This window comes from Ureibacillus endophyticus, from assembly GCF_003628435.1.
Classification (GTDB): Bacteria; Bacillota; Bacilli; order Bacillales_A; family Planococcaceae; genus Ureibacillus; species Ureibacillus endophyticus.
In genome coordinates this window covers 1-14,803 of record NZ_RBZN01000005.1, presented here as the reverse complement: position 1 = coordinate 14,803, position 14,803 = coordinate 1, and the positions used below count along the sequence as shown (strand labels likewise).

Genomic DNA, 14,803 nt, shown 5'->3' with positions numbered 1-14,803 from the left:
ATTTAAATCTTTTGTTTCATTAGATTTTCTAAATAAAAGAAATAAGCATCATCTGAGCATTTTTTTAGCATTTGAGAGAAAGAATCCGTTTTCAATTCTAAAATCGCTGCTTTCACAAAAAGGGATTGATCCTTTAAGAAATCTTGAATCTCACTTTCTGTTCCTTGTAGTGCATCAAAATATTTTAATTCTCTATTCTTCTCTGCCATGTAGGATAAATTATATTTATCCATAACGAATAAAATCCAATCGTTTAAGGAGGAGGCCAAGAATAAAGAGACTATGTATAGAAATTCAGGGGTAGCATCTTTCCGTTGTTTTAAATTTTGAAAATGAACATCTTTTATTAAAGCATTATAAATAATATAGTTTGATGTATAATAAAGAGATTTTTCAACGGATTGAATAATAATATGATCATCAGGAAGTAACAATAACCAAGCATTAAAAGCTACTATCCAAGCATCTTCCTGAGGCATTGCGCCGTCTTTAACGATATAAGAATAGTCTTTTAATTTCTCTGCTATTGATAGGAAAGTGTCAACATGATGTTGTTCGATATAAAATAGACTTCTATCAACAGTGATTTCGTGATACATCATAAACACCCCTTTATATAGTAAGTAATAAATCTAAAAAATGTAATATTTTAGTATCTATTAAACAGTTTACCTAAAATAGATATTGGTTGACAATCATAAAAACCAAAATATAGACTAAATAACTAGTTTGAAATCACGTTAAATAAAAATTGGGATAAATATAGTAGTAAAAAACTAAATATGGGTGAAATGAATGTTGTAAAAATGTGATTTTATGTAGTAATTAATCGAAAAGAATATGATAAGCAAAAATTCGCTATGTAATTTAACTCATATAATTTTGTGAGATTCTTTTAAGAGGGAGTATGGTTGTAAGTGAAAAAGCTGTTTAAACATTTTAGAAAAAAGTGTTTAAACAGCTCTATAATAATTACGCTTCTCCAAGTTCCTTTAATACGGGGTTCTGATACGTTTCTTTATTTAATTCGCCAGTTACTCTGGATGTCGTAATTCCAGCAACCATTGATCCACTTACATTCAGTGCAGTGCGTCCCATATCAATTAACGGCTCAACCGAAATTAATACACCTGCTAATGCAATAGGTAAATCGAGAGCGGAAAGCACGATAATCGCTGCAAATGTAGCCCCTCCACCAACTCCTGCAACACCAAATGAACTGATGGCGACTACAAAAATAACCGTGAGTATAAAAGAAGGATTAAGTGGATTAATGCCAACAGTTGGCGCGATCATAACCGCTAACATTGCTGGATACACACCTGCACATCCATTTTGACCAATTGATAATCCAAAGGAACCTGCAAAGTTTGCGATTCCATCGGGTACCCCAAAACGATCGATTTGTGTTTTTAAATTTAAAGGCAATGTCCCTGCACTAGAGCGTGAAGTGAATGCAAATAATAATGTTTCTGCGGATTTTTTAATATACATGATTGGACTTAATCCTGAAAGTGAAATAATTAGTAAATGTATGAAAAATACTACGATCAGAGCAACATAGGAAGCAAGAACAAACTTTCCTAAATTGTAAATGGCAGCAAAATCACTTGTTGCTACGGTTCTAGCCATAATTGCCAAGATTCCAAATGGCGTTAAACGTAAAACAATCGTAACTACACCCATAACTAATGAGTAGATTGACTCAATTAATTTCTTTATTGTTTTAGATGTTTCTTCATCTTTTCGAACAACACGTAAATAGGAGAATCCTAAAAAGGCAGCAAAGATTACAACTGCAATGGTAGATGTAGACCTCGCACCTGTTAAATCTAAAAATGGGTTAGCAGGTAATAGTTCAATAATTTGCTCAGGTAAAGTTGTCACTTCAGCAGACTTTTCTTCTAATGAAGCACCTCTCTCTTTTTCTGCATCTCCCTGCACTAATTCTGAAGCATTCAAATTAAAGATGGATGCAGATGTTATTCCAACACCAGCAGAGATTGCAGTAGTACCAACTAAAATAAGTAGTATGAGACCCGCAATTTTTCCAAGATTATTACCTAATTTTAATTTTGTAAATGCAGATAATATTGAAATAAAAACTAGTGGCATTGCAACCATTTGAAGTAATTTTACATAGCCAGTTCCAATAATGTTATACCACGCAACGGTATTAGTAATTTCTTCAGAGGTTGCGCCATAAATCAGTTGAAGGACAAGGCCTAAAATAATACCTAAAATAAGCGCAATGAAGACTCGATTCGAAAATTTAACATGCTTTTTATTTAAATATTGTAAAAATAATATGATTAGTAATAATACTATTACATTGATTATAGTAAACAATAGCCATCCCCCTAATTTTTTCTTGTATTTTATGATGAGGAATTCATTACTTTTTATTCATTATTCAACGAGTTTGTTTTCCATCGCATGAATAGATTTATTTTGTTAAAATAGAAATATTAGTTCAGTTAAAAGCGAAAGGGAAGTTTACTCAAATGAATTCACCATATACATTTAAACATTTAAAACCTAATACTAATGAGGGAAATATACCTGCTATTTTTTTATTTCATGGTTTAGGAAGTAATGAAGATGATTTACTTCAACTAGTTGAACAATTTAAAGGTAAATGTCATATTTTTAGTTTAAGAGGACCGATTACTCATTCTCCAGGTTACGCATTTTATACATTTGCTGAAGAAGGAAAACCTGAACGAAAAGTATTCGATCAGATGATTGTTTATACTAAGGATTTTATTTTAGAGGCAATTAAAGAGTTTAACTTAAATAAAGATAAAATTTATTTAGTTGGATTTAATCAAGGGGCAGTAGTTGCACAAACTCTAACTGTCGTTTTAGGAAATGTTATCCGAGGAACTGTTTCTTTAAGTGGGTTTATTCCAGACTTTGTAACGTCTGAATATGCAAAAATGCCGTCACAGCAATCGAAAATTTTCATTTCTCACGGTGAATTTGACTATGTTTATCCAATTACTTGGGGAGAAAATAGTCGAAACTTCTTTGAAGAACAGGGAATGGAAGTGACGTATAAAACCTACCCAGATGGTCATGGGGTTACTCCAGAAAATTTAACAGACTTTGTGACGTTTATTCAGGAAGATTTGAAAAACTAGAAAAAGAACCGTAGTGAGAAATCGATCACACTACGGTTTTAATTTATTTAATAGTATCTAATAATCTTTCTGCTTCATTAATAGCCATTGGTTTATGGAAGTAATAGCCTTGTCCAGTGCGACAACCCATTTTTTGCAGTAATTGATACTGTTCTAATGTTTCAATTCCTTCAGCAACTGCATGCATTTTTAAGTTGGAAGCAAGTTGTACAATTGTTTGCACTACAGCATACATGGCATTATCCTCAATGCCATTAATAAAACTCCGGTCGATTTTGATTTCAGAAAACGGTAATTGTTGTAAGTAACTCAAACTTGAAAAACCAACACCGAAATCATCTATCGAACTTTCGTATCCAAATTTTCTTAACTCACTTAATATTTCCTTCGCTTTTTGATAATCGAATAATTCAACGCTTTCAGTTACTTCGATTTTTATGAACTCTGGGCTTATTTCATACTTATTAACGTAAGAAATGAAGTCCTCTACAAAAGACTCGCGATAAAAATGGACTGGAGAAATATTTACGGATATCGGGACTATTTTTAGACCTTTTGTTTTACGTTCATTTTGGAACTTTAACACTTTCTTAAGTATGACATTATCGAGTTGGCTAATTTTCCCTGTATGTTCAGCGATTGGAATAAATTCTGCTGGTGAAATTGGTCCTAATACAGGAGAATACCAACGTGCTAACGCTTCAAACCCTTCGATTTCAGCTGTAATTAAGTTAACTTTAGGTTGCAAATGGATAGTAAATTCATCATTTTGAAGTCCATATGTTAGTTGGTTAACAATCTCAAGTTCTCTTTGAATTTTTTCATCAGTTTCTGGCTCAAAGTATGCAACCTCTACATCTTTTTGGTTTCGAGATTTTGTAAGGGCGATATCTGATCTACGAATACTTTCATCAATTGAAATTGTTTCATCAAAATTAGCAATTCCAATTTTTAAGGAAATGAAAATCTCTCGTTTCGCAATTGAAAAGGGCGTACTTGTAATTTCAAATAGTCTCTTAACTAAGTTATCAATTTCTTCTGATGATGATTTTGTTGCGATGATGAAGGTAGAATTAGAAAAACGCCCATAAATGATATTATCGATATTATAATGCTTTTCTAGCCTTTGAATTAATTGACCAATTAATTCATCACCAATACTCCTACCAAATAAATCTACTATGCTTGAATACTCTCTTGGTTGAATTAATAAAATATGTCCTTTAATACCTTCTTCTGCCCATTCTTTTAATTTTGTATAAAAATAATTATAATTCGGGATTCCTGAAGAAAGATCGAAATAAGCAAGTTTCTGTAGCTGTTGTTTTTGTTCAGCATACTTTATCGATAATCCTATGATTGGAGAAAGTTTATTTAAAAAGTCAATATCAGCTTGTCTAAGTTCAGAATGATTTTTTAAATACATTGAAAAGTACCCTAATAATTGTTGTTCATTATTATAGATGGGTTTTGTCCAACATGTTACATCGCTTTCAATATATTGATTCGAATGATTTGTTAGTTTTTGAATGTAAATGGCACGTTCATTACAACTCGCTGTGGAGTTAATGTCCATTTTATGATTTTCCATTACCCATTCTAATGACAAAGAGCCACTCGCAATCGGGTTTATCTCATCAGGACTTGTAACAAAATGTATGGAACTAAATATATCTCGGATATAATAACGTTCTACTTGTTTAGTAATCAATTTACATATATTTACTAACTCAACGCCTTTTTCTAAATCAGTATATACTTCATGCTCTAATTTAGAGAGCATTTTTCCTAGCATCGATTCTGTTATATCATTACAATGAAGTACTGCATATTGAATGTGCCCTTTATTATCTTTAATTGGTTCGCAGGCTATATGATTCCAAAAGGCTACTTTATCTTTACGATAATGTAATATATTAAGACGGAATGGTTTTTTATGTAGTAAATGATATTCAAATTCTTCTTGCGATTCCTCGCTCGTTTTTTGACCTTTAAGGGTTGTGATATTTCTTCCAATTAATTCATCTTTATCATATCCAGTTAAGTGTAAAAATGCATTGTTGAGAAAAACAATCGGGTAGTTTGGGTCATTTATATCAACAATAGCTATTCCAATATGATATTGTTCACTAATATTACAGAGGAATGAAAATAATTGTTCCTTGTTTAATGGCATGTATGAATTACCCATTATTCTTCTCCTCCCAAAAAACAGGCTAAACTATTGTATAGTAAGTATATCAGAATTAGTAATTGGAAAGGGGAATTATTTGAAAATAGTTTAAATTTTATCAACTATAGATAATTATGGTACTAAGACTTAATGGGTAGAAATATATGAATCATATAATAATTCTAGCGCTTTTTCCCCAGTTTCATCTACGAGTTTTTCCCCATTTAACGATAATTTTACTACTGCTGAATCAGAAGAGATTTGGTTATCAATAAGTTGAAATTCTACTGTAACTTTTCCTTCTGTTATTAATTTTGACTTTTGTTCTTCGGTAAATTGATAACTTTCGAATAGATTTTCTTTCCATGTTCCTCTTACTTTTAATTCTTGTAGTTCATTAAAATTTTCATATTCCCATTGTATGTCGCGTAAAATAGATTCAAATAAATCATTGATTGTAAATATTTCATTTTTATATTCAATTTCTATCGCACGAACAGTATGAGCATCCTTTGAAATTGCATTGGCAGCTTTATTAGCAGTAGAATCGATACCTGAAATCGCTTTCTTTATTTCGGTTAGTTGGTTAGTACAAGCTGTTAGAAATAATAGACAAATAGATGTTAATAGTATTGATATTAATTTTCGCATAACTAAAACCTCCAAAGTATCCTAAGTTAATTTTATCTTATCGGAAATGTACCACTTTAAATGAATCGAATTATCGACGATTATGAATTTTTTGTAACAGCAATTAGTACAAGCTTTAAAGAATTTAGAAAGGTTTTGAAGGGAAGATGAAATGAAAATTGATGATGATGTTTTAGAAAAATTAGGTGTGTATTTTGTCTATTTTGATATTTATAATCTTTACGGTATACCATTTGAAACGTTTGTAGAACGATGGAAAAAAGGGATATTAGAGGAATATATAGAGGCATAGAAAAAGGAGTTGTCTGAAAAGTCATTTTGAGACAACTCCTTTGTAACTGACGCTACCGCTTTCGTCACAGATAAATTGCGACGAGGATGGTGACAACCACCGCAGGAACAATAATTCATAAGAGATATTTATCAAGAAAGAAAAGAGGTGTCCAAAAAATTATTACTTTTTGGACACCTCCTTTTATTAGAAATGTTGTTTAATCCATTTATTCGCTTCGAGCCAATTGTTAACCCGAACGACATTATTGGGAATAGCTTTCCGATTATATGGTGTATCAAATAAGATAACTGGGATTTTTAACTCTTCCGCTAACATGACAGCATTATCGTGCTTGTCTTCAAAAAACACTTCAACTTGATGCTTTTTTGCAGCTTCAAGTTTGTCATGGCTACCAATTAAATCAATATGATGGAAAGGTACTTGATGATCTTCAAACCATTTTTGTGTAATTGGAAAAACACTTGTATCTCTGGCCGAAATATAAATTAGCTCATATTGGTGTTGCCATTGGTCTAAAATCTTTTTGGCATCTTTTGCGATATGACTAACGGAGTACATATATCCTTCATTTTCCTTAAACCATTTAGCAAATTCTTTTCGATCGACAGGATGAGGGAAAGCACTTAGAAAATCATATTCAATCACATCGTCTAACACAATATTTGTATTATATTGCTTGTTAATATGTGGAATAAGTGTATCAGGTGTTGTCACAGTACCATCAATATCGATACCAAAACGAGATTTAAATTGTGACATAATAAAAACCTCCTAGTTTAGAGATTTTTCTTCTTCAGCTCGCTTTTCAGCCATTTCTGCTGCTAATTTATCAATTTCTTTTTTCAATTCTTCTACCATTGTTGCTTCAGGAACTTTACGAACAGTTTTACCTTTCATAAATAAAAGTCCTTCTCCGCGAGCACCAGCAATACCGATATCTGCTTCACGTGCTTCACCTGGTCCGTTTACGGCACAACCAAGAACAGCAACTTTTAGTGGAACATTAAGTTTAGAAATATATTCTTCTACTTCATTTGCAATGGAGATTAAATCAATTTCGATACGGCCACAAGTAGGGCAAGAAATTAATGTTGCCATATTAGAAGCTAAACCAAATGACTTTAATAGTTCACGTGCAACTTTTACTTCTTCTACTGGATCAGCTGATAGGGAAATACGTAATGTATTACCAATACCTTTTGATAAAATTGCTCCAAGTCCAGCAGCAGATTTTACTGTACCTGCAAATAAAGTACCTGATTCTGTAATACCTAAGTGTAATGGGTAATCAAAAGCTTTTGCAGCTTTTTCATAAGCTTCAATTGCTAAGTTAACATCCGAAGCTTTCATTGATACGATAATATCGTGGAAATCTAAGTCTTCTAATATTTTAATATGGTGTAGAGCTGATTCTACCATTCCATCAGCAGTAGGGTAACCATATTTTTCTAATATGTGACGCTCTAATGAACCAGCATTTACACCAATACGAATTGGAATATTTTTAGCTTTTGCAGCATTTACTACTGCTTCAACTTTTTCACGGCGACCGATATTTCCTGGATTGATACGTACTTTATCAATTCCATTTTCAATTGCCTTTAAAGCTAGCTTATAGTCAAAATGAATATCCGCTACTAACGGAATATGGATACGTTTTTTAATTTCAGCAATTGCATCTGCAGCACGTTCATCAGGAACAGCTACGCGAACAATTTGACAACCTGCTTCTTCTAAACGAAGAATTTCAGCTACCGTTGCTTCAACGTCATGTGTTTTTGTTGTACACATACTTTGGATGAATAGTTCATTACTACCACCAATCGTTAAATTACCTACACGTACAGGACGCGTTTTTGAACGGTGAATTAGTTCACTCATGAAGATTCTCTCCTTTTATAAAGGTACGTATTTTAAAGAAATGTCGTACCACACTTTAGTTATTTTATCAGTGTAGGTAAACAAGGACAAGGAAGAAACGCTATATTTTTTTCTATGAAGAAAAAGTAACATAATAATGTTCGCTATAAAGTTACTATTGTCATATTAATTTAAAATAAAGGACGTTAATTAATTCATAAAAGTTTCGCTATCTGGAGCACTCTTGAACACGTTGATGATAAATAGGGACTTTTACTAGTTCACCTGGAACCATCGCTTGTTTTTTTAGATGTGGGTTTAATTTATAAAAATGCGCCATACGTTCAGGAAGTGAGATTTTCACTTCTGATGGATATGCAGCAAATAAACTTTGTACGGATTCACCTTCAGTTGTAAGGACTGAAATGGATTGAACTGAGATTTGTTCATTACATATTAAATCTTGCGAGTCATCAAAAGCTGCAAGAGGAACAGTTCCTTCTGTTAAATCTATTTTAATCACAGCTGCTACTAGAAAGAAAACAACTGTAAATATTAGAAATCTCATTAAAATCCCTCCTTTCTCTCACTATATGAAGAGAAGGGGGATTCATGCATACTATTTTTTTGGTATTTTTGGATATTTAGTAGAAGCGATAAACAGTAGGATAATCGTGATTACGATTCCTATTAAAGTAGGGATCGTGCCAGTAAATTGTAGGGTTGTAAATATAATGGATAACAGTGTTGACCAAGTGTTCGCCAATGCAGCAGTTCGCCACATGTGACGATATTCCCCTCGGCGATTCGTTACTTTTAAAATAACTACTCCAACAAAGGCGTAAATACTAATTCTTCCAAATAATAGAACAGTAGTAGTTAAAATTAAAAATAAAATCGCAAATGGATAGAGTAACCACTGAATATCTTCTATGTATTCTGTTAAACCTTCTATACTATAGGAAATAGTTGAAACACCAGTAAGAAATTGAATAAAAGAAAAAATAGTAACTAATGCTATTAATAAAAATACATATTGAATGGTTTTACCAATGGATAATAGCCGGTAAGCTGCTAATTTTTTGGGATGTAATAAGCTATCAATGAAAAGTTGTGAATGTTTAACCATAAATTCTCCTCCAAAAAGAAGTGTACCATGAACAATGGCAAGGTTAAATAAATAATCGAATGAATCTTTTCTTCTTACTATTTCGTAAATAAGTGGTAAATTAAAATAGGAGATGTTTTTTTGGAAATAATCGCTTGGATAATTATTATTTTAAGTTTCGTCATTGCCTTTGTAGGATTAATCTACCCAATTATTCCATCTGTGTTATTTATTTTATTAGGCTTTATTGTTTATGGAATGTTCTTTTCATTTACAGAACTCGGTTGGTTATTTTGGTCCGTTGAAATTTTATTTGTCATACTTTTATTTGCAGCAGATTCAATTTCCAACTTAATTGGAGTAAAAAAATTTGGTGGAACAAAAGCCGGAATGTGGGGAAGCACAATTGGTTTATTAGTAGGACCATTTATTATCCCGGTTGTAGGTATTTTAATTGGGCCATTTTTAGGTGCAGTCATTGGAGAATTATTTGTGACAAAATCTGAGTTTAAAGCTGCACTAAAGTCAGGAATTGGATCACTTGTCGGTTTTTTAACTTCAGTTGCAACCAAGGGAGTAATCCAAGTCATCATGATTGTTATATTTTTTATTACAATTTGACATTTTAAAGGTTTAAGTTTAATTATATCAGCCTAAATTATGTAGGGAGTGTCATTCATTAGAGACCATCCAGTTAATAGACACCATCTTTTCCGTCAAAAGGCTGAATTGTTAATGTTCGGTGTAAAATAATTGAATGGATTACTAAAGTTTGATAACCTAGAAAGGTAATCAACATTGATTTATTTAAGGGAGGAAATATATTATGGCTTTTGAATTACCACAATTACCTTACGCATATGATGCATTAGAACCACACATCGATGCTAAAACTATGGAGATTCACCACTCTAAACATCACAATACTTATGTAACAAACTTAAATGCAGCAGTAGAAGGAACTGAATTTGCTAGCAAAGATTTACTAGATTTAATTTCTAATATTGATGCGCTTCCTGCTGACAAACAAACAGCAGTTCGTAATAACGGTGGTGGCCATGCTAACCACACATTATTCTGGGAAATCCTAGCTCCAGGTGGTTCTAACACACCTTCTGGCGAATTAGCTTCTGCAATCGAATCTAAATTCGGTAGCTTAGATGCATTCAAAGATGAATTTGCTAAAGCAGCGGCTGGCCGTTTCGGTTCAGGTTGGGCTTGGTTAGTAGTAGATGGTGGCGAACTTGCTATCACTTCAACACCAAACCAAGATTCTCCTGTTATGGAAGGTAAAACACCTATCTTAGGTTTAGACGTTTGGGAGCATGCTTACTACTTAAACTACCAAAACCGTCGTCCTGACTACATTTCTGCATTCTGGAATGTAGTAAACTGGGATGTTGTAGCAGAAAAATTTGCTGCTGCGAAATAATAAGTATCTTTCCGTAACTAAGTCTTTCCCCATCTTCTAAAGTTGGTACCTGCTGATACTAAGTTGGTACCCGAAGTAAGGGTAAGAGGTTAGATTGGAAGCAAAATAAGGATCATACTCGTACAATTTATTGTGCGCGGTGTGGTCCTTTTTTTATTGGTATATCAACGATTGTAGGTGCAAGAGCGTAGCTCTCTGCTATTATCTAAGCGCTAAAATCTTATCCATACTCAGGGAAGAACTTAATATCATTTTTGCCCCTAAAAATGACCGTGCTAAGCTCTAAAATCTTCAATCTTAAGCCTATTTCGGGTACGAACTTAATTACAGATTAAATGTAAGAAAAATAGCCTTGAAGCCTGTAGTGGTAAGGGGTTGGTGGGGTTTTGGGGGAGGGAAGGACTTAATTACAGGAATACATAGTAGGAATTAAGAAAAAAGATTTTACATATAGACAATTTTGTGGTGAAAGTGTAAGTTGTATGTAAAAATATTACATATAAAAAATGAGGTGATAATATGGGGAAAGTTAAAAATCAACATTATGTGCCAAGGTCTTATTTGAAATATTTTGCGAATAAAAAGAATAAGGCTTATCAGATTAATGTATACGATAAAGAGAACGATAAATATTTTTCTTCAAATATAGAGGGTGTTGCTTCATCTCGATTTTTTTATGATTTTCCTGAATTAGAAGAAATTAAAGAAGATCTAATGGAAGAAATGGATGAAATAACTGCAAATGAAAAGATTACAGAACTTGGAGAAATAGACGAACAGCCTGTAGAGAAACATTTTTCTGAATTAGAAGGTGAGTTCCATGGCTTATTAAATAATCTTCGCAGTAGATTTAAACTTTGTCCTAAACCAGAAGAATCGCTTGCAATTAACTTATTAGAAAAATTTAAGCTATCTCACCATTTAATTTTTCAATTAATGAGAACGAGAGATTTTAGAGATACTTATTTGGATATGGAGCAAAGATTTACACAATATTTAGTAGATGAATTTGCTAAAAATGATATTCCTGATTACAAGTTAGGATCATTTCAAGTAGATAGAAATGAAAAATATAATAGTTTAACTCATGCTTCTTTCATCTTTAGTGATGCTTTACCAGAATTATCATTGACTTTAAATAAACATATATGGTTTATAGGGATAAATAGAAGTAATACGCCATTTTACACGTCAGATAATCCTGTTGTCAGATATCCTCATAAGAATGAGTCTTTTAGAAGTAATTCAGGAATTGCATCACAAGGAATTGAAATTGCTTTTCCAATTAGTGAAGAGTTAATTATTATTATCAGAGAAAGAGAATACTTTAAAGATTTTGAGGATATAGAGAATACTTTTACTGAACTCAATGGTGAAAATGTGAATTTCTATAACTGGCTACAAATAAAAGATTCTTATAAACAAATTTATACTTCCGAAGAAAAATTTGAATTAATTGAGGAAATAAAGAAATCTAACCCGCAAATTTTAAAACATAGGAACAGAGTAGAAATATTTGCTGGTGGGAGAAAAATATAAATTCCCAATGTTTAACCTCATTTTAGATTAAATAGAACAAAAGGTTGATTTCATTTAAAATAAGCAGAAAATTCAAGTGATAATTTCAATGAACTTTCTGCTTTTATTTACATGAATATTTTTATTTAGTAATCAAACTTGCATCTAAATGCGCTTTTTGAATTAATGGATTATCTTTAGAGTAAATTTCTATAATTGTAGTAGCCCAATCATCTTTATTAACCTTTCTACTTCCGAATACCCAAAGGTCTAATTTCTCCAAATCAGTCATTAATTCACCTAAAAGATTTTCAAGATTGAATCGTTCTGCTAATTCAAGCATGCTCCAAATATCGATTGCATCTCCAACAGATGTTAGAAAATTTTGCGCTATTTCAACTTGTTCTTCTGTGATGCAGTCGTGATAATCATACCCATACATATGCGTATCGGGTATAAGACGCATTAGCTCTCTTGCGTTATTTATGCGGTATGAAATATTAACTTCAGTTGGAATAGTGGGTTGCTCATTTTCAACTGTCATTTCTTCAAGTGCCTCTAATGTTGTGTTCAAAGTATCCATAATTTTTTGGAGGCTGAACTTTCCAATCTTTTCACCGTTCTCCAGTCTACTAATTGTACGTTCGCTAACGCCAGCCATTTCTGCTAATTGCTCTTGAGTCCAAAGTTTTGAATTTCTTAATGCTTGAATTTTTTTGCCAATATTCATTGTTGTTTTCCTCCTAACTAATTTGATGATTTCATTGTAAAAGCATATTGAATATAAATTAAGGACAGAAAAGCGACAGAAACCAGACAGATAAATGCCACTAACCTTAAGATTAAGAAATTTTCTGAGATGAAGATTTTATTTTAATCCACCGTTTACAAATAGATTTATTAATTTGATTTTATCTTCTTCTCCAAGGATTTTATCAGGTCGCTCAGCAGAATTTTTAATCCAATTGGCTTTATTAACGGCCCAATCATATTCCTCTGAATCGGTGTCTATCTCAGCATTAATGTAAGATTTGATTAATTTGAATAAAAAATAATTTATGCTATTAGTAATAAGTGATTCTGTTTTAGCTAATTCATTTGCATGAATTGCTTTTAGACGTGCTTTTTCTTCTAACCATTTTTGTTCATCCGCATCTTCTATTAAACGCAATCGTCGTACTTCATCGTCAATTGGTGCAAGAGAAAAGATTTTAATAAATAATTTTTTTAGTAGTTCATCGAAAGGCTCATTAACTTTCTGTGTAACAGTAGTAGTCCGAGGAAAGTTTGTATGCCCACGCTCATTTCGATCGATTTCGATGTTTAAGATTCCTTTTACAACATATTTAAAAGTTCTACGGGATTCATATTCTTTGTCATCAGGTGTTAGAGTGACTTTTGTAGAAGGTGCTCTAAATCTTAATGTAAATAAATAGTGTTTATAGTGAACTTTAGTTTCGTTACCGTTTACAACAATCGTTGCATTTGCTTTTTCAAGTGCTTTAAATAAGCTATCTATAAAAATCAGGGCTTCTGGAAAAATATCATCAGCTCCAGATTGGATTAATGCCTTAAATGATTGGCGATTATAAAATTTACCTCTATTTTTAATCAAACTTTTATATTTAATGATTTCCTTATGAGGCTTTGCAGATAGTGACTTTGTCATTTTTAATGAATGGTATGCAGTCAGTAAAACATTTTGTTCTTCGGGTGTAAAATATTCAAATGCAATTGGTAATGGATTATTAGTTTTGGTTTCTTTTGGTGGTGCTGGCACAGTTACTGTTTGTTCGTCAGAAGCTGGAGCTATAAAATCTTTTTTAATGGCGTTTCTTACAGTTTCTATAAAGATGACGGAATCATATTCTGGATTCGGTAAAGGCGTTCTATCGGGTTTCTCGTTCCCCATATACAGTAGTCCCCAATAAGCTTGCGTTGGAAGTGGAATATTGTGCTCTGTACAGGCGATTTTTAGCTTATTGTAAGGTACCCGTAGTTCATTAGCGGTTTTAGAAACGCCAATGGTCCAGATTTTTTCATAAAGTGAAGTTCGAGTAATTTTCAATTGAATCATATCCTTTCGCTATTATGTTGGAATATTAGTAGTGAATTTCGTTGGATTTATTTTACCTTATTTTGTAATTTAGGTAGAAGCAAGCTACAATGTACATATAGTCAAAATTGAGGCGATTTTTTTGCTGAAGCCGATTCTGATAACTATTGAGAAAATTATTTGATAAACAAAAAAATGAGGTGTTCTACGTGGTTGAATCTAAGCAAATATTTCTATCTTATAGTTGGAATGATAGTGAGGAAGCTAATTTAGTTCAAAGGAAATTAGAACAATTTGAAACATGTAATACGCGACCGCGATAAACTCACTCATTCATCTGATATTATGGAGTTTATGAAAAAAATAAAAATAACTGATCATGTAATTTTGCTTATAAGTGAAAACTATTTAGAATCTGTAAATTGTATGTTTGAAGTATCTCAAATTGCATTTGGCAATCAAAAAATGTAATAAATGGTCATTAATTTTGCGACCACTTGCCAACACTATTTTTACTTATTTTCGAATACTAGAATTACGGTATCGATAGCTTTCTCCAGTAAAGAT

The 14,803-nt window shown here is 32.2% G+C and carries 16 protein-coding genes; 6 read left to right on the top strand and 10 right to left on the bottom strand.

What is annotated here, in order from left to right; translation table 11 throughout:
- Window positions 1-2: 2 nt before the first annotated feature.
- Both D8M03_RS03455 and D8M03_RS03450 read right to left on the bottom strand, forming a co-directional pair.
- Window positions 3-602, bottom strand: a complete 600-nt coding sequence (locus D8M03_RS03455; RefSeq protein WP_147404812.1) for a hypothetical protein — start codon at window positions 600-602, stop codon at window positions 3-5.
- 370 nt (window positions 603-972) lie between these two features.
- The gene (locus tag D8M03_RS03450; RefSeq protein ID WP_121213283.1) at window positions 973-2,349 is read right to left on the bottom strand and encodes an L-cystine transporter; all 1,377 of its coding nucleotides are present in this window, start codon (window positions 2,347-2,349) and stop codon (window positions 973-975) included.
- 155 nt (window positions 2,350-2,504) lie between these two features.
- On the opposite strand from D8M03_RS03450, the gene D8M03_RS03445 reads away from it, so the two are divergent.
- The gene (locus D8M03_RS03445) at window positions 2,505-3,143 is read left to right on the top strand and encodes an alpha/beta hydrolase (protein WP_121213282.1); all 639 of its coding nucleotides are present in this window, start codon (window positions 2,505-2,507) and stop codon (window positions 3,141-3,143) included.
- A 43-nt stretch (window positions 3,144-3,186) separates the two neighbouring features.
- On the opposite strand, the gene D8M03_RS03440 is transcribed toward D8M03_RS03445, so the two are convergent.
- Both D8M03_RS03440 and D8M03_RS03435 read right to left on the bottom strand, forming a co-directional pair.
- Window positions 3,187-5,334: a putative bifunctional diguanylate cyclase/phosphodiesterase gene (locus D8M03_RS03440; RefSeq protein WP_121213281.1), complete on the bottom strand. Its 2,148-nt coding sequence runs from the start codon at window positions 5,332-5,334 to the stop codon at window positions 3,187-3,189.
- A 129-nt stretch (window positions 5,335-5,463) separates the two neighbouring features.
- Window positions 5,464-5,967, bottom strand: a complete 504-nt coding sequence (locus D8M03_RS03435) for a hypothetical protein (RefSeq protein ID WP_121213280.1) — start codon at window positions 5,965-5,967, stop codon at window positions 5,464-5,466.
- A 151-nt stretch (window positions 5,968-6,118) separates the two neighbouring features.
- Between D8M03_RS03435 and D8M03_RS17635 the strand changes: the two genes are divergently transcribed.
- Window positions 6,119-6,259, top strand: a complete 141-nt coding sequence (locus D8M03_RS17635; RefSeq protein ID WP_170148374.1) for a hypothetical protein — start codon at window positions 6,119-6,121, stop codon at window positions 6,257-6,259.
- 186 nt (window positions 6,260-6,445) lie between these two features.
- Here the strand turns inward: D8M03_RS17635 and D8M03_RS03430 are convergent, their stop codons facing one another.
- From D8M03_RS03430 to D8M03_RS03415, 4 genes are all read right to left on the bottom strand, one after another.
- The gene (locus tag D8M03_RS03430) at window positions 6,446-7,021 is read right to left on the bottom strand and encodes a hypothetical protein (RefSeq protein ID WP_121213279.1); all 576 of its coding nucleotides are present in this window, start codon (window positions 7,019-7,021) and stop codon (window positions 6,446-6,448) included.
- Between the two features lie 12 nt (window positions 7,022-7,033).
- Window positions 7,034-8,143, bottom strand: a complete 1,110-nt coding sequence (gene ispG / locus D8M03_RS03425; RefSeq protein ID WP_121213278.1) for a flavodoxin-dependent (E)-4-hydroxy-3-methylbut-2-enyl-diphosphate synthase — start codon at window positions 8,141-8,143, stop codon at window positions 7,034-7,036.
- A 208-nt stretch (window positions 8,144-8,351) separates the two neighbouring features.
- A complete protein-coding gene (locus D8M03_RS03420) occupies window positions 8,352-8,690 on the bottom strand; it encodes a hypothetical protein (protein WP_121213277.1) in 339 nt (112 codons plus the stop codon).
- Window positions 8,691-8,741: 51 nt separating this feature from the next.
- On the bottom strand, window positions 8,742-9,251 hold the full coding sequence (locus tag D8M03_RS03415; protein WP_121213276.1) for a DUF1189 family protein: 510 nt from the start codon (window positions 9,249-9,251) through the stop codon (window positions 8,742-8,744).
- A gap of 120 nt (window positions 9,252-9,371) precedes the next feature.
- Between D8M03_RS03415 and D8M03_RS03410 the strand changes: the two genes are divergently transcribed.
- From D8M03_RS03410 to D8M03_RS03400, 3 genes are all read left to right on the top strand, one after another.
- Window positions 9,372-9,851, top strand: coding sequence for a DUF456 domain-containing protein (locus tag D8M03_RS03410; protein ID WP_121213275.1), 480 nt, complete (start codon window positions 9,372-9,374; stop codon window positions 9,849-9,851).
- A 205-nt stretch (window positions 9,852-10,056) separates the two neighbouring features.
- A complete protein-coding gene (locus D8M03_RS03405) occupies window positions 10,057-10,662 on the top strand; it encodes a superoxide dismutase (RefSeq protein WP_121213274.1) in 606 nt (201 codons plus the stop codon).
- 519 nt (window positions 10,663-11,181) lie between these two features.
- Complete coding sequence (locus D8M03_RS03400; protein ID WP_121213273.1) at window positions 11,182-12,201, top strand: DUF4238 domain-containing protein; 1,020 nt, start codon at window positions 11,182-11,184, stop codon at window positions 12,199-12,201.
- A gap of 121 nt (window positions 12,202-12,322) precedes the next feature.
- Here D8M03_RS03400 and D8M03_RS03395 read toward each other — a convergent pair whose 3' ends face one another.
- Both D8M03_RS03395 and D8M03_RS03390 read right to left on the bottom strand, forming a co-directional pair.
- A complete protein-coding gene (locus D8M03_RS03395; protein ID WP_121213272.1) occupies window positions 12,323-12,910 on the bottom strand; it encodes a helix-turn-helix domain-containing protein in 588 nt (195 codons plus the stop codon).
- 138 nt (window positions 12,911-13,048) lie between these two features.
- Window positions 13,049-14,248 (bottom strand): hypothetical protein, encoded by a 1,200-nt coding sequence (locus D8M03_RS03390; protein ID WP_147404811.1) that lies wholly within the window; start codon window positions 14,246-14,248, stop codon window positions 13,049-13,051.
- A gap of 282 nt (window positions 14,249-14,530) precedes the next feature.
- On the opposite strand from D8M03_RS03390, the gene D8M03_RS17630 reads away from it, so the two are divergent.
- Window positions 14,531-14,707 (top strand): toll/interleukin-1 receptor domain-containing protein, encoded by a 177-nt coding sequence (locus D8M03_RS17630; RefSeq protein WP_170148373.1) that lies wholly within the window; start codon window positions 14,531-14,533, stop codon window positions 14,705-14,707.
- Window positions 14,708-14,803: the final 96 nt, after the last annotated feature.